The 26,469-nt window shown below is 71.6% G+C and carries 19 protein-coding genes; 7 read left to right on the forward strand and 12 right to left on the reverse strand.

Features of this window, described 5'->3' with window-relative positions:
* Positions 1-33 precede the first annotated feature (33 nt).
* Positions 34-1,002 (forward strand): hypothetical protein, encoded by a 969-nt coding sequence (locus tag PUR61_RS41015; protein ID WP_329885050.1) that lies wholly within the window; start codon positions 34-36, stop codon positions 1,000-1,002.
* Positions 999-2,027: a hypothetical protein gene (locus PUR61_RS41020; protein ID WP_329885051.1), complete on the forward strand. Its 1,029-nt coding sequence runs from the start codon at positions 999-1,001 to the stop codon at positions 2,025-2,027. Before PUR61_RS41015 ends, PUR61_RS41020 begins: the two co-directional genes overlap by 4 nt.
* A 66-nt stretch (positions 2,028-2,093) precedes the next feature.
* Here the strand turns inward: PUR61_RS41020 and PUR61_RS41025 are convergent, their stop codons facing one another.
* Entirely contained in the window at positions 2,094-3,467 is a 1,374-nt protein-coding gene (locus PUR61_RS41025; RefSeq protein ID WP_329885052.1) for a hypothetical protein, read from the reverse strand.
* Positions 3,455-4,303, reverse strand: a complete 849-nt coding sequence (locus PUR61_RS41030; RefSeq protein WP_329885053.1) for a hypothetical protein — start codon at positions 4,301-4,303, stop codon at positions 3,455-3,457. The genes PUR61_RS41025 and PUR61_RS41030 overlap by 13 nt, the downstream gene beginning before the upstream one ends.
* A 481-nt stretch (positions 4,304-4,784) precedes the next feature.
* Between PUR61_RS41030 and PUR61_RS41035 the strand changes: the two genes are divergently transcribed.
* Both PUR61_RS41035 and PUR61_RS41040 read left to right on the forward strand, forming a co-directional pair.
* Entirely contained in the window at positions 4,785-6,032 is a 1,248-nt protein-coding gene (locus PUR61_RS41035; RefSeq protein ID WP_329885054.1) for an RCC1 domain-containing protein, read from the forward strand.
* A gap of 33 nt (positions 6,033-6,065) precedes the next feature.
* On the forward strand, positions 6,066-7,310 hold the full coding sequence (locus PUR61_RS41040; RefSeq protein WP_329885055.1) for an RCC1 domain-containing protein: 1,245 nt from the start codon (positions 6,066-6,068) through the stop codon (positions 7,308-7,310).
* Between the two features lie 80 nt (positions 7,311-7,390).
* On the opposite strand, the gene PUR61_RS41045 is transcribed toward PUR61_RS41040, so the two are convergent.
* Positions 7,391-7,846, reverse strand: coding sequence for a hypothetical protein (locus tag PUR61_RS41045; RefSeq protein ID WP_443035328.1), 456 nt, complete (start codon positions 7,844-7,846; stop codon positions 7,391-7,393).
* Positions 7,847-8,246: 400 nt separating this feature from the next.
* On the opposite strand from PUR61_RS41045, the gene PUR61_RS41050 reads away from it, so the two are divergent.
* Positions 8,247-9,599: a GH1 family beta-glucosidase gene (locus PUR61_RS41050; protein ID WP_329885056.1), complete on the forward strand. Its 1,353-nt coding sequence runs from the start codon at positions 8,247-8,249 to the stop codon at positions 9,597-9,599.
* A gap of 165 nt (positions 9,600-9,764) precedes the next feature.
* Here the strand turns inward: PUR61_RS41050 and PUR61_RS41055 are convergent, their stop codons facing one another.
* From PUR61_RS41055 to PUR61_RS41095, 9 genes are all read right to left on the reverse strand, one after another.
* Positions 9,765-10,106, reverse strand: coding sequence for a CU044_2847 family protein (locus tag PUR61_RS41055; protein WP_329885057.1), 342 nt, complete (start codon positions 10,104-10,106; stop codon positions 9,765-9,767).
* 20 nt (positions 10,107-10,126) lie between these two features.
* Positions 10,127-11,476, reverse strand: coding sequence for an ABC transporter substrate-binding protein (locus tag PUR61_RS41060; RefSeq protein WP_329885058.1), 1,350 nt, complete (start codon positions 11,474-11,476; stop codon positions 10,127-10,129).
* Positions 11,473-12,612, reverse strand: a complete 1,140-nt coding sequence (locus PUR61_RS41065; RefSeq protein ID WP_329885059.1) for a hypothetical protein — start codon at positions 12,610-12,612, stop codon at positions 11,473-11,475. Before PUR61_RS41065 ends, PUR61_RS41060 begins: the two co-directional genes overlap by 4 nt.
* Entirely contained in the window at positions 12,609-14,099 is a 1,491-nt protein-coding gene (locus tag PUR61_RS41070; RefSeq protein WP_329885060.1) for a vWA domain-containing protein, read from the reverse strand. The genes PUR61_RS41065 and PUR61_RS41070 overlap by 4 nt, the downstream gene beginning before the upstream one ends.
* A 54-nt stretch (positions 14,100-14,153) precedes the next feature.
* Positions 14,154-16,490 (reverse strand): serine/threonine-protein kinase, encoded by a 2,337-nt coding sequence (locus PUR61_RS41075; RefSeq protein ID WP_329885061.1) that lies wholly within the window; start codon positions 16,488-16,490, stop codon positions 14,154-14,156.
* Entirely contained in the window at positions 16,487-18,229 is a 1,743-nt protein-coding gene (locus PUR61_RS41080) for a serine protease (protein WP_329885062.1), read from the reverse strand. The genes PUR61_RS41075 and PUR61_RS41080 overlap by 4 nt, the downstream gene beginning before the upstream one ends.
* 375 nt (positions 18,230-18,604) lie before the next feature.
* Positions 18,605-19,750 carry a hypothetical protein gene (locus tag PUR61_RS41085; protein WP_329885063.1) on the reverse strand — a complete coding sequence of 382 codons (1,146 nt, stop codon included), beginning with the start codon at positions 19,748-19,750 and terminating at the stop codon, positions 18,605-18,607.
* Between the two features lie 16 nt (positions 19,751-19,766).
* Positions 19,767-22,430: a hypothetical protein gene (locus PUR61_RS41090; RefSeq protein ID WP_329885064.1), complete on the reverse strand. Its 2,664-nt coding sequence runs from the start codon at positions 22,428-22,430 to the stop codon at positions 19,767-19,769.
* 571 nt (positions 22,431-23,001) lie between these two features.
* Positions 23,002-23,622, reverse strand: a complete 621-nt coding sequence (locus PUR61_RS41095; RefSeq protein ID WP_329885065.1) for a CGNR zinc finger domain-containing protein — start codon at positions 23,620-23,622, stop codon at positions 23,002-23,004.
* Positions 23,623-23,755: 133 nt separating this feature from the next.
* Between PUR61_RS41095 and PUR61_RS41100 the strand changes: the two genes are divergently transcribed.
* Both PUR61_RS41100 and PUR61_RS41105 read left to right on the forward strand, forming a co-directional pair.
* Complete coding sequence (locus PUR61_RS41100) at positions 23,756-24,823, forward strand: alcohol dehydrogenase catalytic domain-containing protein (RefSeq protein WP_329885066.1); 1,068 nt, start codon at positions 23,756-23,758, stop codon at positions 24,821-24,823.
* Positions 24,824-24,850: 27 nt separating this feature from the next.
* The gene (locus PUR61_RS41105; protein WP_329885067.1) at positions 24,851-25,834 is read left to right on the forward strand and encodes an alpha/beta hydrolase; all 984 of its coding nucleotides are present in this window, start codon (positions 24,851-24,853) and stop codon (positions 25,832-25,834) included.
* The last annotated feature ends 635 nt before the right edge of the window (positions 25,835-26,469 follow it).

Consider the following 26,469-nt stretch of genomic DNA (forward strand, 5'->3'; position numbering starts at 1 on the left):
CAACCGCCTACTTGACGGATGAGGAGAACACCCGTGGCCGTTTCCGCCTGCCCGCCGCCGTGGCGGCGCGCCGCCCGGTTCACCCTTTGGGTCCCCGGGGTCGCGATAGCTGTGCTGGTCCCGTTCGCCGCACCGAGCAGTGCTGCCGGCGGGGACGGCACGCCACCGCCGCCCCCGGTGGCCCGGGCCCTGGACGGGGAGAGGTCGCTGGCCTCGACCAGGGAGGTCACCGGCCTCTGCACCAAGGCCACGGCGTGCAGCTTTCGGATGTACGACCGGGCCCCGCGCGAATACACGGCCGCCGTGCTGTCGGTGGGCAACGCGGCGATCAACTGTACGGACAGTGACATGGAGATCGACCGCACGGTCACCTTCGTGACCAGCAGTACCGACAACATCGGCGGTGAGATCTCCGGCAGCGCGGCCCTGGAGGGCGGAGTGGACACCACGGTGACCGCCTCCGGCACGGCGACCGTGAAGCCGGGCGCGACGAACAGCGTGAACCAGAACGGGCCGAACAAGGACAAGGGCCCGTACACCGAGGACAAGGTGCAGAACACTTTCGAGGCCCCGGTGACGGTGGCCGGCTCGAACGCCCTGCACCTGGGGGCGAAGGCCACCTTCGCGTCGGCGTTCAAGGCCTCCTTCTCGCGCGAGTGGCAGGTCCAAACGACCGAGTCGACCCGGGTGGCCTTCACCGTGAGCCCCGGGGACGAGATCCAGTTCGGGGTGCTGAACGCGATGTCCCGCACGGCCGGCGAGCTGAAGGTGAACGACACCGGCAAGCTGATCAAGAACGTGACGGTGGACAGCCCCTCCACCGTCAACGTCAGCTCGGTCGTCGCGCAGACCTTCTCCAACCCGGACAAGTGCCTCTCGCTGCGTCCCAGCGGGAGCCGCTCGGGCGGGGTCGGCCTGGTCGAGACCGAGCCGGTGAGCCCGGGGCGGGTGCCGGACGCCGTCCACGTCCGTACCGCCGAGGGCACCTGGGAGCAGCGGTGAAGCGCCGGGAGGGGACCGCCGTGCCGTTGTCCTGGTCGCCGGTTCTGCCGGCCGCCCTGACGGCCCTGCTGCTGTGTGCCGGGCCCGCCCGCGCCGACGACGGCGGCGCGGCCGCCGCTCCTGGTGACCCCGATGCCCCGGCGGTGGCACGGGCCTTCGACGGTGACGCCCCGCTGCCGGACGCGCCGGCGCTGGCCCGTGGCTGCGGGAAGGACTACGGGTGTGAGTTCCGGATCATCCCGGGGCTCTCGCGCGAGCTCACGACGGCGGTGGTCTCGGCCGGCAACGCCGCGATCAACTGCACCAACAAGCCGATCGTGGTGGAGCGCACGGTGACGCTGGAGTCGAGTACCACCGACAACATCGCGGGCGAGATCTCCGGCAGTGCGACGCTGGAGGGCACGATCGACAACACGACGAACGTCTCCGGCAGCGCCGGTGTCGACAACAAGACCGAGATCAGCCACACCGACCACACCGCTCCGACCGACAAGGGGCCGAACGCGGACATCGTCAACGGTGCCTCGCTGGGCGTCGCCGGTTCGGTGTCGGGGGCCGCCGAGCTCAAGCTCAGTGCGAAGGCCACCTTCGCACTCGCCTTCCAAGCCAGGTACTCGCACACGTGGAAGCGGACCAGCACCGAGACCACCCAGGTGAAGTTCACCGTAAAGTCCGGTGACGAGCTGCAGTTCGGCGTCCTGAACGCGATGACCCGCACGGTGGGCGAGCTGACGGTGAACGGTACCGGCAAGCTGATCAAGAACATCGTCGTCGACAGCCCGTCGAGCGTCAACGTGAGCACGGTCGTCGCGCAGACCTTCAGCGCCAGGGACCGTTGCCTGTCGCTCCACCCCGGCTTCACCCCGGCACCGAACCCCGCCCCGACGCCCGCGCCGGCCCCTCCGCCGGGGAACCGCGGGGTGGCCGGGGGAGGCGTCTTCGAGGCGCCGCCGCGCACCGACGGCGCCCGGCCCGTCGGGCAGTACCGGCTGACCTCCGACGGGAGGTGGGCATCCCCGGCCTGACCCCACCGCACACGACTCGGCCGCCTGCCCGGCATTCGGGAAGGCGGCCGAGTCCTTGCGCCCGGCTCAGGGACCGAGCGGTACGGACCTCGTCCGCACCCCCGCGGGCGGGCTGTCGACGGCGAGAAGGCGCTTGTCCGGCCCCGCACCGTTGTCCGGCGTGCCGGCGGTGGGACGGGCGGAGCCGCAGCGCTGGAGTTCGACGTCGGTGAGCGGTCCGGTGCGCTGGAAGTAGCGGTCCGGGAGGGAGGCGGCCGGGACATCGAAGGTGGCGTCCAGCCGGTACCTGTTGCGGGCGTTGCTGAAGGTCCCGGTCACCCGCTCGCGGGCCGGCTGCACCTCGATCCAACTCACCTCGCCGGGCTGGATGGTGGGGTTCAGCTTCTTGCTGCCGGTCCGGCTCCAGGTGAGCGGATTGTTGGTGGAGACGGCAGCCGTGTTGCCGCCCGCGGCGCTGAACCCGGCGGCGGCCTGGGCGGCCAGGTTGGGGCGGCTCGTCGAGATGTCGGAGCGGCTGGGGACCAGCGGGGTGCCGTTGCGCGCGTAGTACTGGGTGAGGCTGTCGTACGGGGGCTCGGTGGACTCGATCCTCCGGTCGTCGACCACGGCGTTGCGGCTGCAGTTGATGTACACCTCGCCGACGATCCTGGTCTGGCCGTAGTACTGGTAGGAGTACCGGTTGTCCACGGTGAAGACGCAGTTGGTCGCGGATCCCTCGCAGTCGTCCACTGCGACGCCGGGCTCCATCCGGTCGTTGCCCCGGTAGGCCTTGGGCGCCGGCAACTGTTCCTTGCGGATCTTCTGGTCGACCGGGGCCGGGGTCTGCTTGGCGGCGACGTTGGTGATCAGCGGACCGCAGGAGAGCGAGTCGCGCCGCTCGTCGGAGTCGAAGGAGACCATCGGGTTGTCCTCGGTGGCGGTGAACTCGAAGACCCGGCCGGTGGCCCAGTTGGCGGTGCCGACGGTGTCGGTGCCGTTGGTGGTCACCACCGGGTCGGGCGCGGGCCCCTCGACGATGAGGGAGACGTTGTAGGTCTGGCCGTCCTTGACCTGCTCGGGCTTGCACCGACGGTCGACGCCGGGGCTGTCGTCCCAGGTCAGCGTGACGTGGGAGCCGGCCTTCACCCCCCACAGACGGGTGCGCATCGAGAGCGCGGCGCCGTTCCAGTTGAGCGCGGCGGCCTGGTAGCCGAGGGGGTGCTGGGCGAGGGCCTTGCCGAAGACCACGCCGGTGTTGTCCGGGGACCAGTCGGTGTGTCCGGCCGCGGTGCCGTTGTCGGGCGCGACGGGCTGCGCGAAGGTGCCGTTGGGCACCTGGGCGTCCAGGGTGTCGGCGGCCCGCGCGGGCGGGGCGGCGGCGAACGTCAGGGCGACCAGGCCGGCGGCGGTCGTCGAGCACCCGATGCGGCGCAGGGACCGGCGCCCCATCAGCAGAGCCACCAGTCGCTCGGCGGGACGACCGCGTCGCCGGGCTTGACGTCGGCGGTCAGCGCGTTGGGCAGGGCGCACAGCTGGGAGGCCGCGGTGTTGGGGTCCTGGTCGCGGGGGATCTTGCCGAAGTCCTCGACGGCCTGGGTCTCCTTGGCGATGCCGTCCTTCTCCGCCTTCCCGTCACCGGCCACGCTCGCCAGGCACTCCTTGTTCGAGGGCGGGCACTTGTCGATCTCGCCCTTGTTGTCGGCGACCGACGAGCACTGCGGGCTGCTCGCGGCCTCGCCCGCGCACGGGTCGTTCTGCTGGGGGGTCGGGGGCGAGTCCAGGGGCGGGGCGGTCTGCTTGGCCGCGACGTTGGTGATCAGCGGGGTGCAGTTGGGGCGCTCGGTGCTGGTCCCGGTGAAGGTGATCTGCGGGGCGTCCTCCGCGGCGGTGAAGGAGTACGTCCTGCCGAGGAACCAGTCCGTCCTGCCGGCCGAGGGGTTGGTGGTGAAGGCGCCGGGCGAGTTGGCGGTGCCCGCCACGGAGATGGTGTACGTCCGATTGGCGAGACCGGCCGCCGCGCAGGCGTCGGGGCTGTCGTCCCAGCTGAGGGTCACGGTGGCTCCGGTCCGGACGCCGCGCAGCCGGGTGCGGATGGACCCGGTGGGGACGTAGGCGGCCTGGATGCCCAGCCGGTGGGCGGCGCGGGTGGCGGAGACGCGGCCGCCTCCGGTCCAGCCGTCGATGCCCGACGCGAACGGCTCGTTGCTGGGCACCGTGGGCGAGGAGAACGTCCCGTTCACCACCACGGCCGGCTCGGTGTCCTCGGCCCCCGCGGGCGCCGGGGCCGCCAGGGCCACGGCCCCACTCAGGCATACGACCAGAAGTCTCGCTCGCTGTCTCCGCAGCACGGTGTCTCCCACTGAAGTCGGCTGGAACGCAGGCACATGCCCCACTGTCAGCTGGTGATCACTGAGGCTCAGCCGCCCATGCTTCGGGAGTCGATCAAGGTCTGCAACCGCTGACGGTCCGATAGGGCGACGGCGAACGACCGTGCTGGGCCAACGGTATGGAAAGCCGTTCGAAGTCGCGCAACCGTTCTGATCATGGGGCAGGTATTCCCGTGTTCCCCCCGTGCCTATCCATCTGCGGCCGCGCGGCCAGGGCGTCGCGCGGCCTGGATCACGAGGAACCCGCACCCTCACGGGAACCGCGACGGCGGCCCTGCTGCCGTACACCCCCGTCCCCGTCCGTGCCCCCGTCCCCGGCGGCCGGCCGGTCGTGCCCGCCGCCACCCTCCACCCCATCCTGCCTGTCCTCCCCCCTGTCCGAGAGGAAGAGATGCACCCGCTGCACCGCACGCTCCGCCGCCTGCCCGCGACGGCCGTTCCCGCGCTGGTCGCGAGCCTGACCCTGCTGGGCTCCGTCGCGCTGCCCACCTCCGCCGCCTCCGCCTACGACCTGCGACTCCGTGCCTGGGGGCTGAACACCAGCGGCCAGCTCGGCGACGGCACCAAGACCCAGCGCCTCACCCCGACTTCCGTCGTCGGCCTGTCGGGGGCCGAGCTCAACGACGTCGCCGCCGGTGGCACCGGCGGCTCCACCGGCTCCGGCTTCGGCCTCGCCCTGCTCGCCAACGGCACCGTCGAGGCCTGGGGCAAGAACGACAAGGGCCAGCTGGGCAACGGCGCCACCAGCGCCACCGACGAATGGGCGGTGCCCGGCCTCGTGGCCGGGCTGGGCGGGGTCGAGGCGATCGCCGCGGGCGGCTCGCATGCCCTCGCCCTGCTGAAGGACGGCACCGTCAAGGCGTGGGGCCTCAACGACAAGGGCCAGCTCGGCGACGGCACCGTCGTCAACGCCACACTACCGGTGACGGTAGCCGGACTTGAGGACGTCAAGGCCGTCGCGGCCGGTGACACCTTCAGCATGGCCCTGCTGAGGGACGGCACGGTGAAGACCTGGGGCAACAACGACAAGGGCCAGCTCGGGATCACCCCGAGGCCGGCCAGCTCGACGGCCGCGGTGCCCACCGCCACCCCGGCCACCCGCAACACCGCCGTCGCGGTGCCCGAACTGACCACCGTCAAGGCCGTCACCGCCGGCGCCTCCCACGCCTTCGCGCTCCTCGCCGACGGCACCGTCCAGGCCTGGGGCCTCAACGACAGGGGCCAGCTGGGCGACGACACCGCGGTCGGCAAGCCCTATCCGGTGCCGGTCCTGGAGCTCCGGAACGTCACCGCCCTGTCCGCAGGAGCACAGCACAGCATCGCCCTCCTGCAGGACCGCACCCTGCGCGGCTGGGGCAACAACGCCAACGGCCAGGTCGGCGACGGCACCACCACCCAGCGCAACACCAGCGTGCCCGTCCCCGGCGTGTCCGGCGTGGTCGGCATCGCCTCCGGCTCCGCCCACAACCTGGCGGTGCTGTCCGACGGCACCGTCCAGGCCTGGGGCCTCAACGACAAGGGCCAGCTCGGCGACGGCACCACCACGCGGCGCCTCGCCCCGGTGCAGGTGCTGGCCAAGTCCGGCAGCGTCTCCATGGTCGCGGCTCCCTCCAGCGGCAGCTTCAGCCTCGCGCGCTGACCCTCCGTCCCCCCCCCAGCAGGAAGGATTCACATGACGAACTTCCGTACCGAAACCCGAGGCCGGTTGCGCCGGCTCCTCGCCGCCGGCGTCACCGCCACGGCCGTGGTCAGCCTCGCGGCGCTGCCGGTCGGCAGCGCGCAGGCCCAGGAGAAGCGGCTGAAGTCCTGGGGCAACAACCGCGCCGGCCAGCTCGGCGACGGCACCTGGACCGACTTCCGCACGACCGCCACCACGGTGCTCGGGCTGACCAGCGCCGAGGTGGTCAAGATCGCCGCGGGCGGGGCCGGTCCCGCCGCCGGGCACGGACTGGCCCTGTTGACCGACCGCACGGTCCAGTCCTGGGGCGCCAACGGGTCCGGGCAGCTGGGCGACGGTTCGGTGTTCAGCCACAACGCGCCCGGCCAGGTGGTCAACCTCTCCAACGCCACCGACATCGCCGCGGGCGGCGCGCACAGCCTCGCCCTGCTGGCCGACCAGACCGTCGTGGCCTGGGGGCACAACAACTACGGCCAGCTCGGCAACGGCACCAACGCGAGCAGCAGCGTCCCCGTCCGGGTCGAGGGCCTCAACAAGGTGATCGCGATCGCCGCCGGCCTCAACCACAGCCTGGCGCTGCGCGAGGACGGCACCGTGTGGGCCTGGGGCTACAACATCAACGGCCAGCTGGGCGACGGCACTTCGGCCAGCCGCAATGTGCCCTCGCGGGTCACGAACCTGACCGGGGTCAGCCGGATCGCCGCCGGCTGCAACCACAACCTCGCCCTGGTCGGCCCGCCGGCTGGTGGCACCGGTCCCACCGGTCCCACCAGCGGGAACGCGCTGAAGGCCTGGGGCTACAACGCCACCGGCCAACTCGGCGACAACAGCACGATCAGCCGCTACACCCCGGTCGACACCCAGGGCATCTGGCTCGGCGGAGTCTCGCAGATCGCGGCCGGCTGCAACCACAGCCTGGCCGTCACCGACAGCGACAACAAGCTCAAGGCATGGGGCCAGAACACCTCCGGCCAGATCGGCGACGGCACCACCGACTACCGGATCACCCCCGTCCCGGTCCCGGGGATCACGGGCACCCGGTTGGTGGCCGCCGGGCGCGAGCACACCATCGCCCTGCTCGGTGACAACACCGTCCGCTCCTGGGGCAACAACGGCTCCGGCCAGCTCGGCAACGGCACCACCACCGACAGCAGTACCCCGGTCACCTCGCTCACCGCACTGACCGGCGTCGACAAGATCGCCGCACCCGTCGGCGGCGACTTCAGCCTCGCCAACTGACGCCCGGCCGAACGCACCTGGCCCGCCTTGACGGGGCAGGTGCGTTCGGCTGCGGGGCAGACGTCGAGGGTGCCCGCGCCCTACTGCGCCGTGGATCGGTCGCGCCGCAAGTCCGGCAGGGCCGGCGCGTCGAGCCTTCGCACGACATCTAATTCAGGAAGTCCCGGATCAGCAGCAAGTACGCTGGTACCGACCGGTTTTCCCGGAAGGAGACTGGTCTCGTCGGCCCGCCACATCGCCGCGTGCGACGCATCCCGCCAAGCCAGTCCCGCGTACCGGGTGGGCTTGTCGATCGCCGTGCGGATCGCTGCGCACTCGGTGCCGTTCCAGCCCTGGCCGTCGATCCTGTCGAGCCGACGCCGTTCGATCCGGACCCAGGTATCACGCTCCGTCCGGGCCCCGGCGGAGCGGCGCTTACGCAGCACCGTGTCCCGCTGCAGGCGAACCCGGAGGGCCTGCTCAACGCCGTCTAGAACCTCGTCGACCGGCTCAACTCGCAAGTCGACAAAAGGTGCAGAGGGCATGGGGAGCGTCATGCGTGTGACCGTACCAGCGGGTCAAGTTCGGCTTCGGCTCTTGAAGGAATAGGGCCTGAAGCACCTCGCCAGTTGTTGACCTTCTGGTGGTCGGATGTGCTTCCCGTTCGCCGGCGGCCAGGCGCACTCGCTGGGGAGGGCCGCGATCGGGACGCCCCGAGGACATCTGGCAGATCATGGGCAAGGCGCGGAACAACCTCGCACACGGCAGTCCGCCCCCACGCCGGAGCAGACTACGTTTCCGCCTCCCCCGCCTCCCCTGACCACCGCAACGACACCCGATCACGCTGTCCGAGTCTGCTGCCGCGCTTCATCGGCACGGGTGGGGCGTTCTCTGGTGTTTCGACGGCCAGGCGCTAACATGAGTGCTCCTCATCTTTGCTGGAGAGGGTGTGGTGAGGTGCCGAATCGGCATGATCTTCCGGCGGGCTTCCGGTGGGGCGTCTCCACGGCGGCGTACCAGATCGAGGGAGCGGTGGAGGAGGACGGTCGTGGGCAGTCCGTTTGGGACGTGTTCGCGGCTCGGCCCGGGGCCGTCCTGGACGGCCGGAGCGGGCAGGTCGCCTGCGACCACTATCACCGGTATCCCGAGGACATCGCTCTGATGAAGGGCCTCGGCCTGGACGGGTACCGGTTCTCGATCGCCTGGCCCAGGATCCAGCCCGGCGGCACCGGCCCAGCCAACCCCGCCGGACTCGCCTTCTACGACCGGCTGGTGGACGCCTTGCTCGCCGCCGGCATTGCCCCGATGCCCACCCTCTTCCATTGGGACCTGCCCCAGGGCCTCGAAAGCCGCGGCGGCTGGCTCGACCGCGACACCGCGTACCGTTTCGCCGAATACACCGAGCTGGTGGTGGACCGGCTGGGCGACCGGGTGCCGGCATGGATCACGCTCAACGAGCCGTTCGTCCACATGGTCTACGGCTACGCGCTCGGCATTCACGCGCCCGGACGTGCCCTGATGCTCGATGCGTTGCCCGTAGCCCACCACCAGCTTCTCGGGCACGGGCTCGGGGCCGCCGTCCTGCGCGAGCGTGGTCGGGAGGTGCTCATCGCCAACAACCTCACACCGGTCTGGCCGGCGAGTTCCTCGGCAGCAGACCGGGCGGCCGCCGCCGCGTATGACGCCTTGCATAACCGGCTGTTCACCGATCCGCTGCTGTTGGGGCGCTACCCGGACCTGAGTGCGTACGGCGTCGGCGAGGACCTCGGCGGGAGCGTCCGTCCGGGCGACCTGAAGCTGATCGAGGGCCCGGGCCTGGACGGGCTCGGTGTCAACTACTACAACCCGACCCGCATCGCCGCTCCGACCGACCCCGGACTCCCCTTCGCCGAGGCCGAGATCGAAGGTGTCCCACGGACCGCCTTCGGCTGGCCCGTCGTTCCGGACGGCCTGCGTGAACTCCTCGTCGGCCTTCGGCAGCGCTATGGCGCCGCACTGCCGCCGATCACTGTCACCGAGAACGGCTGCTCCGTCACGGACGAACCCGGCCTCGACGGCGCCATCCACGACCGGTCACGGATCGACTTCGTGTCCGGCCACCTCGACGCCCTCGCTGCAGCGGTCACCCAGGGTGTGGATGTTCGTGGCTACTACGCCTGGTCTTTGATCGACAACTTCGAGTGGGCCCAGGGGTTCGAGCAGAGATTCGGTCTGGTGTATGTCGACTTCGAGACGCAGCGCCGCACGCCGAAGGCGTCGTACGGCTGGTACCGCGACCTGATCGCGGCCCACCGGGCCCGGTGGGCCTGAGACCGGCTCACCGAGGGGTCGAGGCACCGCGCGAGCGGGCGTGGCCGGGGCAGGGTTCGTCGTGGAGACCGCCGGCCGCCTGCTCGGACGCGTCCCGCCGTGGCCGCGCGATGCCGGGTGCGAGTCGCGGGGCCGGGGCCTGCGGCTCGCACCGGGCAGCTGCGGTCACTCCTCCTCGTCGGCCTCGCCGGCGGGTTCTTCGGGGGACCAGCGGAGCGTCACGTTGAAGTGGACGCCGGCGGTGCCGCCCGCCAGGATCACGCCGACGCTGCCGTCCAGCTTGACGCCGAACCCGACCTCGATCTCGTCAGGCCGGCGCGGCAGGGCACGGAACGCGTCGATCACGTCGGATGCCGTGTTGACCACGGTGTGCAGCGAGTCCCGCACCGTGGCGCCCGCTCGCTCCAGACTTCCCCGGCCGGCAGGCGCGACGCCTGCGCCGGTGCTCTCGCTCTCGACCACCACCATCCCGCCGGACGCGAGGGTGAATTCGGTACGTGTTGTCACTTGGCCTCCTGGCCTGGGGTTCAGGATGTGCAGACGGAGCTCTGCGTCGGCTGCGGATACGCGTCGGCCCGGACCTTGTCCAGCCCGGCGAGGATCGTCGGCAGTCGGGTCGGGTCGTTCAGGTAGTCGAGCACCGCGTGGTTGAACGCGGCCGCCATGGTGCTGGGCATGCTGTCCGAGGCGTCGAAGCAGAGGGTGGCGGACGAGGTCAGCAACTCGTCGATCCGGCGGGCGACGCTGCCGGTGGCGTGACCGGACGCCGACCGCGTGGTGACGGCGCGGTTGGCGGAGAAGGCCGACTCCGGCTGCAGGCTCGGCCAGATCTGCTGGGCCTGCGGGCTCGCGAGGAAGGCCATGAACCGCTCCGCCTCGGGCGAGTCGTGGAACATCGCGACGAGGTCTCCCGACACCTCGTACGCCGGCGTCGACGTCGTCCGGAACTCGGGGAACGGGACGAAGTCGTAGTCATTTCCCGGAAGGGGCTTGGTCGCTGCCGGGCCCGGGGTGATGGGAGCGCCGTGTTCGAGGTAGCAGCCGGGCGGTGCGGTGAAGAGCGGATAGGCCCCCTCGCCGTAGCCGGTCAGGAGCGCGGTCAGCGGGCCGCCATGGATCGAGCCCTGGGCGGTGAAGATCTGGCCCCACGCCTGCCAGGCCTCTCCGACCTGCGACGATGTCCAGCTGAGATTGCCGTCGACCCAGTCCGTGTAGATGTCGGCACCCGACTGGTGCAGCAGGATGTCCTCGATCCAGTCGGTGCCCGGCCACCCCGAGTTGGGCGGGTCGGCCAGGGCCAGGCACCAGGGCACCTCGCCCCGCTGGACTATCGACCGGCCGATGCCCACCAAGCCGGCCCAACTGTCGGGCGGCTGGGTGCCGAGTCGCTGGGGGGCGTACCAGATGAGGCTCTTGACGGACGCTTTGACCATGACGGCGTACGGATCGCCGTTCACGGCCTCCCCGGCGTGGGACCACGGGGGGCCGTAGTCGGACCTCAGTAGGTCGACGAGTTCGCGGCCGAGTTTCTCGTCCCGGAAGCGGTCCAGCCGGACCAGGTCGCCCTGCTGCGCGTAGGAGCGCAGCGCCCCGGGGTTCGCCATGACAGCCAGGTCCGGTGCCTCGCGCTTCTGGACGGCGGTCCGCAGCACCTGATCGAGCGCCCGGGTGGGGGAGGCGCGGACGGTGATGCCGGTCTCGACCTCGAAGGCCGTGAGCACCGCTTGGAAGGCGTTCATCTCGGCCTCGGCGGTCCAGGGTGTCATGATGACCAGGACGCGCCCGCCGGACGAGCCGCCGAGGCAGGAGGCGGACGCCGTCAGCAGGGTGAGGACCAGCAGGAGCCGGAGAGCTGCCTGGCGCTTCTGCCGCATCATTGGCCTCCGAACCGGTACTCGTCGATGCGCGGATTCAGCGCGAGGGCGGCCGTCGTGACGGCAGCCGAGGTCAGCAGCACGAGAAGCGCCAGGAGGACGGCGGAGTAGGCGTCCGCGTCGGTGACACCACGGGTGAACGCGGCCTCGGCCTCGGCCTGGCGGTGATCTGTCCGCCCCGCCTGGACGGTCGCGGGTCCGGACGTCTGCGGTGTCAGGTGGGTCCCGCAGGACCCGGCGTCCGGGCATGCCTGCGTGACGATGGCGGACAGGTCCCTGTCGGCCTGGGCGGCGGACCGGCTCGTCTGCTCCTGTGCCAGGGTGACGGCTTCGGCGAACGGACCGTCCAGGGCCGAGCGCAGGCGTCCGTCCGAGACATGGAGCGACAGACCGCACAACAGGGCCGTCGCGGTGAGGGCGAGCACGGCAGCCGTCAACCGGATGCTCAACCGACGCCGGAACCGGCGGCGCAGCACCGACTGTGTCCGCGCGAACAGCGCCAGCACCAGTGCGAACGGCACCAGGAACAGCAGATCTGCGGGGCCCGCCAGCCACACGGAGCTGCGTCGGTCGGTCAGCGCGGCGTTCTCGGCCGCCCGCAGCCGGTCCAGCGTGTTCGAGACCTCCCGGTACTGCAGGGTTGCGTACCACAGGGCCGGCAGGGCGCGGGTGAGCTCACCGGTCTGCTGGTAGTCGGCGGCGGCCTGTTCGAGCTCGGCGTTGTAGTTGACGACGAGCCCCTCGACGAGTTGCAGATCACTGGTGGCCGCCGGGCCCGCCACGTGGTCCCCGGCCAGTTCCGCCAGGTTCTGGTTGATCGCGGCGATGTCGTTCCGGTACTGGTCGCCGAGTCCGCCGAGGAGCACGGTGCCCTGCCGGAAGCCGTGCACCGCCACGCGTTGGGCATCCGCGAGCGCGCCGTACGCGGCCTCGGCCCGGAGTACCGAAGGGGCGGCCCGCTCGCCGACGGCGTCGGTTCCGGCGTGTGCCCGGCTGAACGCCACCAGGCACAGCGCCCCGGTCAGCAGGCTGCCCGCCACCAGCGCCCCGCGGAGGCGGCGCAGGGTGCGCGCGGTCGTGGAGGGCGCCGCCGGTTCGTCCGCCACCGGTTCGGGCGCCACCGCGCCGGGGGTCGTCATCCGCCCATCACCGGTGAGCTGTCGGTGAACTCGTAGTCGCATTCGAGGTTCTCGCAGTACCGGGCGCCGGCCACCGCGACCCGGCCGCACCTCGGGCAGTCGGGCCCCGGGGCCGACGGGCGCCCGGGCGCCGAACCGGCCCGCGTCGTCGGGTTGCGGGAGAGGCCGTACGAGGTGCTGGTGGCCGTGCCCATCATGGCCTGCAGGACGTAGTCCGGATCAAGCTCCGGTAGCAGGCTGACCACGCCGCGCACGGCATCCTCGACCCGGACGACCTTGCCCAGTCGCCGGAGCGCGTCCTCGTTGCGCAGCTCGGTGGCCAGCGCCACGGCCCGGCCCCAGGCGTCGCACGCCCCGGGGCGATCCCCCTGGCGGAACAGCGCCCCACCCCGCCATCTGAGGTCGTACAGCTCCTTCTCCCGCTCGTGGCGGCGCCGATCGGCCCCGAGGACGGTTTCCGGGGCCGGCTGGTCGAGCCAGCGCGCGCTGATCACCTCCACCGAGCTGACGGGCGTGGCGAGTTCGGTGCCGATCGTTCCGGTGACCACTTCGACGGAAGCCAGGGTCTCCGCGTCGGCGCCGACCGTCCGGTCGCCGGTCACGGCGAAGGTCGCGACATACCGGCGCGCCTCGCTGCTCCAGGGGCCGGTCGGATAGTCGGCCGCCGCCGTTCCGGCCAGCGGCAGGCGGTGGCCGACCAGGTCGGCCAGCGCCGGGTGGGCCTGTTCGAGGACCGACACCGACACTCCCGGTGCGCAGCGCACCCGCAGGGCCAGGTCGGACAGCGTCCGGCCCATGGCGGTGCGGATCAGCGCGCGGAAGTCGGGCGCCAGGTCGGCCAGGTCGGGCACCGCGTCCGCCGTGCCCTGGAGTTCCTCGGCGATCCGTCTCAGTTCGGCGGGCTCCCAGTCCGCGCCGATGCCGCGGGCGTCGCAGGTGAACACGGAACGGCAGTCGGCGAGCACGGTCTCCATCGACCGCGCCGACCGGTCCTGGTGCTCGTTGCGTCCATCGGTGAGCAGGAGCGCGTGGCAGATCAGGTCGCCGTGCGGTTCGAGCAGTTCACGGGCCTTGTCGAGCCAGGCGCCGATGACCGTGCCCTGGGCGCCGGGGGCGATCCGGTTGACGGCCTGCCTCGCCTCCGCACGGGTGACGGCGTTCGCCGGGGCGAGGAAGGACTCCCGAGGGTAGATCATGGTTGCCTGGTGGGTGCCGGCGACGACCGCGAAGCGGGTTCCCTCGCGCAGGGTGTCGATGGCGGCGCAACTCGCCTCCTTGGCCCGTTGGAGCTTGGTGCGTGGATCGCTCATCGATCCCGATTGGTCCAGCAGGATGACCTCGGCGAACCGCGCGTCGCCCGGCGGGCTCGCCCGCAGGTCGGCTGCGGTGCTCGCGGCCACGCTGAGGTAGACGTGCACCTCACGTTCGCCCAGGGAGCGGTACCTGTCGTAGCTGGCCTCCAGGGTGACTCTCGGTGCTTCGGTCATGTGCCGATTCCTCGTCCTCAGGGAAAGATTGACGGCGCGTCGAATACGGCCGGTTCATTGCGTGGTGACCGGCCTCACGGCGTTGGCCAGATCGACGAGAACGGTGTGGCGGTTCCCGTCCGGTGCCCCGTGGGCGAACGCCCGATATTCCTTCTCCAGTTCCAACCGGAGCCCGTGCTCCGTGACTTCGACTTCGACTTCGTCGTCGGAGGCGGTCCGGTCCGGTCGCGAGGTGCGCCGGCGGTCGAGCCTGGCCTCCAGGATCAGGGCGGCGAGCCGACGCCGCTCGGGTTCGTCCAACGGCAGTGTGGCCAGCACCCGTCGGGCTTCAGTGAGGTCCGCGCGGTCGGGCAGGCCCTCGGGGCCCGCGTCGAGCCGCCCTGTGTGAATCCGCAGCGCGGCGATCCGCGCCGCCCGGTGGTGCGGTGAGGTGTCGGGTATCTGCCTCAACGCCGAGACCGCACCGGCCCGGTCGCCGCGGCGGAGCCTCGTCCGGGCGTGGCCGAAGGCGGCGCTCTCGTGCCAGCTGTCGGTCCGCCACACCGACAGGTAGGCCGCCGCTGCGGCGTCGACCTCCTCGTCGGTCGCCGCTCGGTACTCGGCGCACAGTGCCAGCGCGAGCTGCGGTGCGAGCTCACCCGGCAGCATCTGGTGGCAGGAGGTGAACATCTTCTCCGCGCCGCCGAACTGCTGCTCGGCCAGGGCCATCAGCCCCTCGTGCCAGTTGAGCCGCCACCCGGGCCGCAGCAGGTCCCTCGCCCGGTCCAGCGCGGCGCGCGCCGCGCCGAGGTCGTCAAGCCGCAGGTGGAGCCGGCAGCGCAGCAACTCGACCTCGGGCGAGGAGGCACGGGCGGAGGTCGGGCCGGGATCGGCGTAGGGCGCGAGCTGGGAGAGGGCGACCGCCGGATCGGTGCTGACCGACGCCCTGAGGAACCCGGCGGCGGAGTCGCGGGCGTCGACCAGCGGCTCGGGCAGCCCGGCCGCTGCCGTGACCGGCGCGGGCGGCGCGGTGGAGAGCGGGCGGCAGCTGCCCTCGACCGCCGCCCGCAGCGCCGCGGTACTCGTCCACCGGTCGAGCGGCGGTACCGCCCCGAGCCCGGGGTCGATCAGCGTGGTGGAGCGGGCGAAGAGCAGTGACGGCGCAGTGTACTGGGTACTGTCCCGGGTGGAGACCAACTCGCGTAGTACACCGCTCAGTTGGCCTGCCATCTCGGCTGCCGAGGCGAAGCGCAGCTGTGGATCGACATGGGTGGCGCGACTGATGAGCCGGCGCAGCGAGGTGAAGCGGGCACGGTCCGGGTCGGCGGTGTACCAGCGGAAGAGCGACTCCAGGGTCCTGCCCACCGTGTGGAGGTCGGTGGCGACGGTGGGCCCGGTGACCATCAGCTCCGGGGCCATGTAGTCCTCCGAGTACGCCCCGCTGCCCACTGCCCCGGCCTCGCGCACCGCGCCGAGGTCGATCAGCTTGATCCGGGAGCCGTACACCATCAGGTTGCTCGGCTTCAGGTCGCAGAACAGGTAGTGGCTGTCGTGGAGGTACTGGAACGCCCGGAGCACGCGCAGGACGTAGCCGACGACCTGCTCGGTCTCCAGCAGGCCGAACAGTTCCGGGCGCTCCAGGGAGTAGCCGGGTACGTACTCCATCACGAGGTAGCCGTGGTAGCCGTGCCGGGACCCGCCCGCCGGCTCGTGTGTCACGAAGTCGTAGATGTCGACGATGTCGTCGTGTCTGAGCTCGATCAGGAACCGCTTCTCCTCGGCGGCCTCCTCGACCCGCGTGGGGTCCTCCGAGTCGATCAGGCCCTTGAGCGCCACCGGACGGTTGTTCAGGCGCTCGTCGTAGGCGAGGTAGACCCAGCCGAAGCCGCCGTGTCCGATGCAGCCCTCGACCCGGTAGCGGTCCGACAGCAGGTCGCCCCGGCTGAGTCTCGGCACGAACGAGTAAGCCGTCCCGTCGTACGGGCAGCGCCCCTCCAACAGGCTCGACTGGCCGTCGAGACCCGTGCCCACGGGGCGGCGGCAGGCGGGATCGGGGCAGAGCCTGCGCTCCTCCGGGATTCGCGGAGCGGCTCTGACCGCTCGGGTCGGCTCCGGTCCGGCGATCGTCGGCAGCGTGACGAGGCCCAGTCCCCACCAGGGGCCGTCGCCGAACGGGCGCGGCGGCGGTCCGAGCTCCGCGGGGCGCGCGGACGGCACCGCGCCGCGTTTCGTGCTCACCGGCACCGCGCCGCGTTTCGTGCTCACCGGCACCGACCGCCCCGGGGCGCGCTCCCCGGCCGGCGACCGGCCGCCGCCCGTCGGCGCGGCCACCAGCGGCGGAACCAGGCAGCGCCGGCAGTAGCCGGTCGCGTCGAGTTCGCCACCGCAGCCAGGACGGTTGCACTGGTTCATGACTGCCTCCCGTCGATCTCGCGCCGAACGGCCCGGTGGTACTCCTCGACCCGGAGCTCGGCGAGCGGTAGGTCGCATCCACCGCTGTAGAGCAGCCGCCGGGCCGCCTCGTACGACTCGCCCAGTTCCTCGATCAGGCCGCGCGCCGCGGCCTCCGAGCGGTACGCGTCCAGCCGCCCCCGGGCCCGGTTCCGCCGGGTCAGCAGGGCCGTGCACTCGGCGTTCAGTCGCCGGGCCCGCACCAGCGACCGGGCGGCGGCCTCCTCGCAGGTGTCGAGTTCCCCCAGCAGCCATCCCCGGAGGGCGGATCCGGCGGCGGCCGAGCCGGTGTCCCGCAGCACCCGCAGGCGAACCGCGAGCGCGGCGGCGCCGGCGACCTGCGGCGGCGGCGCGCCGAGGATCCGCGGCGCGACGTAGTCACGGCACGCCCGGGCGTCGCGCTCGGCCGTCTCGACCTCCTCGACCAACCGGTCGAGCCGCCCGAGTCGGCTGCCGAACTGCGTCTCTGCGTCGTGCCGGCCGCTCGGCGCGGCGAGCGGGGCGAACGGGGCGAAGGCGGCGGGCTGCCCGAGGCTCGCCGCGACCGCACTGCGGACATAGCGCGGAGGGGCGCCGTGGTAGGCGAGCAGCAGGCGCACGCCGATGCTCGACGCCCGCGCGGCGATCGGTTCGAGCAGCCGGTAGTGCAGTTCGCCGGGGTTGGCCGCCAGATCGACCGCGTTCACCACGACCACGATCGGCGAGCCCAACTCCTCCAACTGGTGGGAGAGATCGTCGGTGACGCGGTCGGTCAGCAGGCTCAGACTCTCCGCGAGCTGCTGGGCGACCTGCTCCGTCGTCCGCCCGGTCGCGTCGACGGCGGCGTCCACCTCGCCCAGCTGTGGCACGGTGCCGGGCGGGGCGCCGCTGACGGCTTCGTCGGGGGCCGCCCGACGGTAGCCCGGCACCGTCAGGCCCACCAGGCGGGACGTCAGCGCGACCGCGCCGCCACCGCCGATCGCGCAGACCCCGCCCGGCCCGTCGGATGCCAGCCAGCCGACCAGGTGCCGGGTCAGCGCGAGCTGCACCGGGTCGTCCAGGATCTCCGGGACCTGCGGCGACGGCCAGTTGCCCGGCAGTACCTGGGAGGGCCGGCTCTTCAGATGCCCGTCGAGCACCGGGCTCGCGTACTTGTACAGGGTCCGGACCGCGATCATCCAGCTGCTCTCGGCGAGCGGCGCCCGGACGACCGCGATCACGCCGAGGATCTCACCGTCCGCGGCGAGTGCCGCGGCACCGCTGAACCCGCGGTCGACGCGCTGCTCCAGGACTGCGTCGAGTTGTACCCGCTCCCCGGTGAAGTCGTACGAGGCGATCCTCGCGTTGACCAGCTGGCCGTTGTCGGTACCCGCCGGAAAGCCGAAGATCCGCACGATCTCGTCGTGCTGCCAGGTCCGCCGGATCCTCGCGCGCGGCGCGCCCGGCACCACGGACCGCAGGGCGAGGATCGCCACATCCCCGCGCTGGCCCGGCAGCGGCGGCTGCCAGCAGCTCTCGACAACGGTCGCCGGATAGGCGTCGTCGGGACGTCCGGCGATCCGGACCCGGACCTCGCGATCGGCTTCACGCCCGGCGTCGATGGCCTCCTCGACCACATGCGCACACGTCAGCACGTACTCGCCGTCGAGCATCGTCCCGGCACCGTGCACGCGCCCCTGGGTGTCCTCGATGCGCGCCAGCCAAGGATCTTCCCGCCCCATGGCGAAAACGCTACGCCAGAAAGGATCTGACAGGTAGTCATCTCACATGATCGGATCAGGTTGTGAACACCGATCCCGGGCGGAGGCTGCTGTCGGCCAGGGTCGTCGAGTGCCGAACGTGTGAGACCCGGATGCCCGATCGGGATCGGGTGCCGTACGGCTCGCAGCTGCCCTCGCCGAAGTTCGCGCAGTGGCACCACATTCGGTTCAAGCACCGCCGCGCGGCCGAGGGTCGGCACCGGGGAGCCGAGGACCGCGATCACCACGTCTGCCGGAGGCGACGCCACCGGTCGAGGCGGACGGTGGACGTCCCGGCTGCACGGGAGCGCGGGCCAGGCCACCACCCAGCCGGGGCGCGGAGGCGCGGGGCCGGACTCAGCCGGGGCGGCGACGGGTGAACTCCGCGATCTGGCTGCGTCGCAGGGCGTCGAACTTGAGGTCCTCGCGGCCTGGGTCGGGGAGGATGGCGTTGGGCCAGACCAGCGCCAGCTCGTAGCCGAAGTCGGCGAGCCAGTCGAGCCGTTCGGCGAGGACGGAGTACGGTGCCTGGCTCTTCCGGGACTGCTGGAGAACCGGCCAGAGGTTCTGGGTGCGGCGCATCGGCCCGATCTGTTCGAGGACGACTCGGTCGCGGCGGGCGGCGGCGTCCCGCTGAATGGCGTCCAGCTCACCGCTGGTGATGCAGCCGAACTCGCCGAGGAACGGACGTGGGCCGCTCAGGCCGGAGAGGACCGGCAGGGCGTCCAGCCCCGGGAAGGAGGCGTAGTAGTGGAACTGCGGGCGGGTCACCTTGACGCTGCTGAACACATCGGTGATGTCCCGGTAGTAGCGGTGCCCGACGGTGGACGGCAGGCCGGCCGCCTCCACGGCGGCGACGCAGTCCTTCATGAGTGCGGTGAGTGCGTCCTGCCGGACGGCCGGGCCGAAGAGGTCGCCCGTGAGCGGGCTGACGCACCAGTAGGGCTCGTTGACGACATCCACGGCGTGGATGACCTTGCGGTGCTTCGCGATCGCCGCGACCAGCGGTTTGATCGTGCCGTTGACGAACGTCGCCCGGTAGTTCGGGTCCTCGGCGACGGCCCGCCGGCCGCGGCCGTAGTTGAGGTCGGTGGGGGTGGGTGCCCCGGGGCCGAAATGCTGCAGTGACCGGGCCTCCGGACCGTCGAAGAAGCTGTAGTCGAGGAGGACCGGCACCATCCGCATGCCGGCCTTCTCGAACTTCACCAGAAGCTCCTCCACGTCGTCGAGGAACTTCTGGTGAATCCGGTGCGGCGGTTCGAACCGCCAGCGGTTGGCCTCGCGGAGGGCGGTGACGCAGGAGACGGTGCCGTCGTAGTTGACGCCGTGTGCCAGCAGCCACATCCGTACCACGGTGACGCCGAGGCCGCGCAGCGTGGCCAGGTTCCGGTCCAGGTCGGAGCCGGCCCCCTGCCACGGATGTGGCTTGCCCCTCTCGTGGATGTTGGGCCCGACGGTGATCGGGTCATTGCGCATCCAGGGGTAGTTGACCCCGACTTCCATGACGGCCTCCGTCCGCTCAACTCATCTGCGGGAGATTGGTGTTGAGTTGGATGTCGGTCCCGGAGGAGGGGGTGTACTCGTTCCACTCGGCGATCAGCTCGCCCTTCTCCCCTGGCTGTACGACGGGAAACGGCGTGCCGGTGCCGTCGTGCCGGTGCCGCAGCCGGTCGACCGTGAGCCGGCCAGGGTCGGGAACCGCCACGACCGTGCAGCTCTCCTGGAGGTCGCGGTGGCGGGTGGAGTCGATCACGACGAGCGCGCCGGGGGTGAAGCCCCGGCTGGAGGCGACCGGGATGGTCACCGGCAGTCCGGGATTGACCGGATTGGGCCCGACGACGGCCGCGCACTCGGTGCTCACGGTGTCCTCGATCCGCACGGCGCCACGGCCCGGGTTGGCCGGCGGGATGCCGGGGTAGTAGCGGTCGTCGTAGGCGGCGATCTCCTGGGCGATGGTCAGGTACGGGTGGTCGGACGGAATGTCGGCGTCCTTGAAGCCGCCCTCGCAGAAACGCACCCAGGCGTCCTCCCAGCCCTTGCGGATGGTCAGCACGATGCGCGCGCCGCCGGCCCGCAGGAAGGCCTGCCGGGTGGGGTCGGGGTGGCGGATGTTGCGGATGAAGTTCCAGGAGTCGGGGGCGTCCCAGAAGTAGGAGTAGAGGAAGGTCACCACGTTCTCCCACTCCACGGCCTGGTTGACGAACCGGACGAGGTCCTCGTGGCGCTTCAGGTTGGCCCAGGCGCCGTCCGGAGGGTTGAGCGCGCCCGGTTCGAAACCGGCGCCGTGCGCGGTGTCCACGCCCGCCGAGCGGAGTGCCTGCACCGCGCCGGGAGCCATGAACTCGTACTCGGTGCCCAGGAGATGGCGGAGTACGCACTTCATGATCTCGTCGCTCTCCTCACGCCGCAGGGTGAGGGTGTCGACCCCGGCGAGGCGGTCCTCCAGGGAGGCGATCCGGTTGGCGATGTCCTGCTGTTCGGCGAGGTACCTGGTCTGCGCGGCGTCGTGCAGCATGGTCCACACCTGCGACTGCCAGCGCGAGAACAACTCGGGCGTCCGGGCGGTCGTGATCTTCAGGCCCACCCAGGCGGGCCCGACGTCATGGAGGAAGATCAGCACGTTCTGCTCGCCGGTGCGGCCCTTGAAGGCGTTGTACGGCGGGTCGCTGAGCACCACGGCATCGTGCAGTGGCACGCCGGAGTCCTTCTCGAAGCCACTGCCCTCCACGCCGTAGTGCATCCGCGGGTTGTCGTCGAGCATGCCGAGGTGGAACTCGGCCGTCACGGCGGAGACGGCGTAGCCGTCCTCGATGCGAAAGCGCATCGGGTAGAAGTGCCAGCCGCCACCGGCCGGCACGGTGTCGTTGGGGAATACCTCCTTGGTGGCCTCGGGCGGATCGGGCACCTGCACGCCGTACAGATCGCCGAGGTAGCGGTAGTGCTTGCGATTCGGCGGAAGTCCGGGCGCCTGGTCCGCCGGGCGCACGTCGTCGGTGATGTCGTCGTGCGGGAGGGTGAAGACGAAGGGGCCGAGGGCGGCCCGCAGCGCGGCCAGCTCGACGTAGTCCTTGCGGATCGCGGCAGAGGGCTCCGGGACCACGATGTCGTAGGCCGCCCGCAGGCCGTACCGGTAGAGCCGGACCCGCCAGGTGCGCAGCAGGCTGAAGTAGTCGATCCGGACGGCCTGCGTCTGGCTCGGGTTCTTCAGCGTCCGGGTGGTGGTCTCCTCGGTGCCGGTGACGGTCAGCGTGGAGATGGTGACCTTGTGCTCCTGCTTGGCCCGCGAGGACGCCTTCTGGGTCAGCCCGGAGGCGTGCTTGCGGCTCTCCGACGCGGAGGTGGAGGAGCTGTCCTGGGCGGTGAACCCGGACGAGGCCGAGCCGTTGATCACCGGAATGCCGCCGGACACGGTACCGGTGATGTTGAACTGGTTGGAGTGTTGCTGCTGGCTGGCGGTGGACTGGGAGAGCTCGGTGTTGTCGGTGACTCCCGTCTCGCTGTAGCTCTCCAGCGAGTCCGTCACGATGGAGGTGAACTCCCGGGAGGTGACCGACCACTCCTTGTGGGTGACGGCCGTCTCCTCCAGCGGGGCCAGCGGGACGGTGGCGATCAGCTCACCGCGCTGGATGCCCGCCGGCGCCATCTCCAGACGCTCCAGGTTGAGCATGCTCAGCCGGCTGGAGCGGGTGTTGAACACCAGGTTCTGGACGGCGACGACGGCACGGTCGGCGTGTGCGTCCCCGGCCTGCACGCCGCTCCCGGCGCGGCGCAGTCGTGCGACCGCGAGGCCGAACGCGACGAGTTCGTCGACCGGCACCCCGGCGAACGGCGCCGGGCCCGGGGGTTCCGCCGTGCCCTCCTCGTAGCCGGCGAGAAGTCGGGTGAGCGGAGCTCCGGCCCCGTGGCCGGCGGCCCGCGCGGCGGCCTCCACCTCGCCCGGGCGCAGCGCCAGTTGGTAGGCGAAGCTGTGCTTGAGCAGCGCCTGGCCACCGGACGGCGGCGTGATGTCCAACGCCACCAGGGTGGCCTTGGGTATGTGCCGTGCGGCCGACGCCAGCACGGGCGAGGAGTCTGCCGGGGGAGTCGGGGGAGCGGCGGGGGCCGGGACGGCAAGCGCCGCTTCCGGAGCGGCGGACGGCAGGTGGCCGGTGGTCGCGGCGGGCTCGGGTGCGTGATCGGACATGGTCGTCCTCCCGGACGCGTCGATCTGGCGAGCAGTCAGGAATCAGGCATGTCAAGCCTAGGAACCCCGCCCCCGCGATGGCCAGACCCGACGTCCACTGTCACCTCAACGAGTGACACCATCACGGCGCATCGCAGCCCCGGCCCGTCGGCCGGTCCTCCTGTCGGGTGCCGCACGGCAGCGGTGCTCGTCACCCCCGGTCCGGCTTCCTCCGTGTCTCAACTGCACCGGAAACAAGGGAGGGTCGAGCCGCGGCAGTCGCGAACGATGTCGACTGCCGCGCAGGCGGAAGCGGTGGTGCGGGAACGGTGGTGCGGAGCCGGGTCGCCGCGCGGCGGAGCCGATACGGGCCGCAGGCGCGGTCGAATCGGACGCGGCTGCCGGGGCGGGCGCCATGTGCGACGAGGCCCCGGGGTTCGCCCCGCAGGTCGAGCAGCCCGAGCTCTACGTGAACCTCCTGGTCGCCAGGGTGAGGAACCGGCAGCTCACCGTGGAGACTCTCGTCGCCGACGCCGACGCCGACGCCGACGCCGACGCCGGGGCCGGAACCGCCCCGGCAGGGCGCGAAGCGCTACCGGGTGCCGTCGGCGGGTGTCTGCAGCCTCGCCCGGTAGGCGCGCTTCTTGACGAGCGCGCCGCAGGTCTTCATCGAGCACCAGCGGCGGGCACCCGCGCGCGAGGTGTCGACGAAGGGGACACCGCAGTCGGGGTTCCCGCAGATGCGGACGCGTGTGCGGTGCTCCGACGCGCAGAGGGCGATCAGATCCCGGGCGACCGTCGATAGCACCGCCGCGACCGTGTCGCCGTGCCAGCGCACGGTGGTCGCGTCGGGGGCGAGTTCGGGCGTCGAGGGGGGTTCGGCGGCGGCGCGGTTGACGAGCGCGACGTCCTCGGGCGAGGGCGGCGCGGAGTCCGCCAGGGCGAGGCCGGTCCGCTGGATCGCCTCACGCAACCGCCTGGCGCGGCCGAGGTCGGCCTCGGTGCAGGGCGGCGCCGCGGTCGTGCAGTCGCTCTCGACGGCCCAGCGGCTCAAGTCCTCGGGCCGGGCCAGCCGTTCGAAGGGCGCGTCCGCGCCGCGGTCGGCCAGGGTGCCCGCGAAGGCGAAGCACAGTCGCGCGTCGTCGAAGCGGAAGTCGGCCTTGGCGCGCTGGCGCCCCTCGCGGCTGCCGTCCTTGTCGTCCCTGTCGTCCATGTCCACCACTTTAAGTGGTTGACACGATTCCGGGCAAGCGGCTAGCTTTCAAGTCCACCACTTAAACCGGTGGACTTTGGGCGGGTTGCTCGCCGCTCCCGCCACCCCCCCCGCAGCACGAGGAGGCCGCGCCATGCGCGCCGCAGTCATCGAGGAACTCCACAAGCCGCTCGTCATCCGCGACGTGCCGGAACCCGCCTGCCCGCCGGACGGCGCGATCGTGCGCGTCGGGGCGAACGGGATCTGCCGGACCGACTGGGCCCTGTGGGCGGGGGAGTTCTGGACGGGCGGACCGCGTGTCGAGGCCCCGTTCGTCCTCGGCCACGAGTTCGCCGGCACCGTCGTGGAGGTCGGCCGCGAGGTGCGGGGGTGGAAGGAGGGAGACCGCGTCATCTTCCCGATGAACCCCGGCGAGGGCGCCTGCGAGATGTGTCGCAGCGGCAACCAGCACGTCTGCGAGCACGTGGACTCGCTCGTACCGGGGGTCTCCTACTGGGGCGCCTTCGCCGAGTACGTCATGGTCCGCTTCGCCGACGTCAACCTGGTCGAAGTACCGGAGGGCGTCGACTTCGTCGACGTCGCCGCGCTGGCCTGCCGCTACATGACCGCCTTCCACGGCGTCGTCGACCAGGCGCGGGTCCGCGGCGGCGAGTGGGTCGCGGTGTACGGCGCCGGGGGCGGTATGGGACTGTCGACGGTCGAGATCGCCGCGGCGACGGGCGCCAACGTCATCGCGATCGACATCACGGAAGACAAGCTGGACGCCGCACGCGCACTCGGCGCCGTCCACACCGTCAACGCGGCGACCGACGACCCCGCCGAAGCGGTGAAGACCCTCACCGGCGGCGGTGCGCACGTGTCGGTCGACGCGGTGGGAATCGCCGCCGCCTGCCGCAACTCCGTCCTCTCCCTGCGCACCCGGGGCCGCCACCTCCAGCTCGGTCACACCACCGCTGCGGAACAGGGGGACGTCGCGCTGCCGGTCGACGTCATGATGGTCAAGGAACTGGAGTTCCTGAGCGCCTTCGGCATGCAGGGCCAGCGCTTCGGCACGATGCTGAACATGATCGCCGCCGGCCGCCTCGCCCCCGGCCGCATCGTCTCGCGCACCGTCGGCCTCCACGAGGCGAGCGAGGTCCTGGAGTCCCTGGAGACCTACGGACCCACCGGTGTGGTCGTCATCGACTCGTTCCGCCCCTGAAATCCTCTCCCGAAAGCAGGAACGGCCATGCCCGCATCCCGTCAACTGATGGACCAGGAACTGAGCCTGGCCCTCGACGCGGTCCCCATGACCCCCAACGGCGCGTTCGACCTGACGGACCTCGTCGCAACGCGCGCGGCGTTCCGCGCCCAGGCCGAGGCCGCCGCCGACGCCCGGCCCGGCGACCCGTCGGTCACCGTCGAGACGCACCTCGCGAGCCGGACGGACGGCCCCGACGTACCGATCCGCCTTCTGCGCCCCACCGGAGCGTCCGGACCTCTGCCGGTCCTGCTCTGGTTCCACGGCGGCGGACAGGTGCTCGGCTTCGCCGCCCAGGACGACCCGTGGCTCACCCGGCTGGGCGCGAGCGTCGGCTGCGCCGTCGCCGTGGTCGACTACCGGCTCGCCCCCGAGACACTCGCCCCCGGCGCCGCCGAGGACGGCTTCACCGCCTACCAGTGGCTCGGCCGCGAGGCGGACGCCCTGGGCCTGGACAGCGCCCGCATCGGCATCGCGGGCCAGAGCGGCGGCGGAGGCGTCGCGGCGGCCACGACCCTCCTGATCCGCGACCGCGGCGGCGTGACACCCCTGTTCCAGTCACTCACCTATCCCATGCTCGACGACCGCAACCGCACCGCGTCGAGCCACGAGATCACCGACATCGGCATCTGGGACCGCTCGACCAACGTGCTCGCCTGGCAGGCGATCCTGGGCGACCGCGCCGGCACCGACGACGTCTGCCCCTACTCCGCCCCCGCGCGCACCACCGACCTCGGCGCCCTGCCACCCACCTTCATCACCGTCGGCGACCTCGACTGCTTCCGCGACGAGGACCTCGACTACGCGGCCCGCCTGCGGGCCCACGGCGTCCCGGTCGAACTCCACCTCTACCCCGGCGCCTACCACGCCTTCGACCTCATCGCCCCGCACTCCCGACTCGCCACCGCCTTCCACCAGACCTGGTCGAACTACCTCACCCGCCAGTTCCACGCCTCCCCCTCCCTCGTCTGACACCACGCCGCCGCGGTCCGCGGTGCGGTCCGCCGGCCATTTCCGGGGGCACGGGTTCGCGCGGGACGCCCGGCCGGTGCCTTCCGGCCGGGCGTCCCGCCGGTCTCCCCGTGCCGGTCCGACGGCCGCGGCACCGGACACTGGGCCCCGCGCGAGGCGGGCCGAGCGACGCCTCCGGACAGGACGGTGGGCGGAGTAGGGGCACACCCGTGCGGCCTGCGCGGGGCGATTTGTTTCGGGAGCGGAATGGGAGTACGTTCTCCCAGTCGCTCGACAGGGAGCACCGGACACGCATCGGCGTGGACGGTCCCGGGGCGGCCAATCCTTCGGAACACCACTTCCCGGTTCGGCCTGGTTCGTGCCTGCCATGTGCAGGCCTGCCTGGGTGGGTATTCGGCGTGCGCGCTTTCGGGGATTGCGGCCGGGTTCGCTTTTCGGAGCGGGGGTCGGCTAGAGTTCGAAACGTCGGACGGGGCGTCAAGCCGCAGAAGACGCCAGCGAGTTGGACGAAGGAAGCGCCGGAAGCGGAGCGGAAAGCGTCTGATAAGCTGAAAGTACGAAAGCGAGTCAGGTGAGTGAAGCTCCGGAAAACGGAGCGGAAAACGTCTGGTAAGCTGGAAACACGAAAGAACGAA

Origin of the sequence: Streptomyces sp. BE20, from assembly GCF_036322525.1 — a bacterium.
Taxonomy (GTDB): Bacteria; Actinomycetota; Actinomycetes; order Streptomycetales; family Streptomycetaceae; genus Kitasatospora.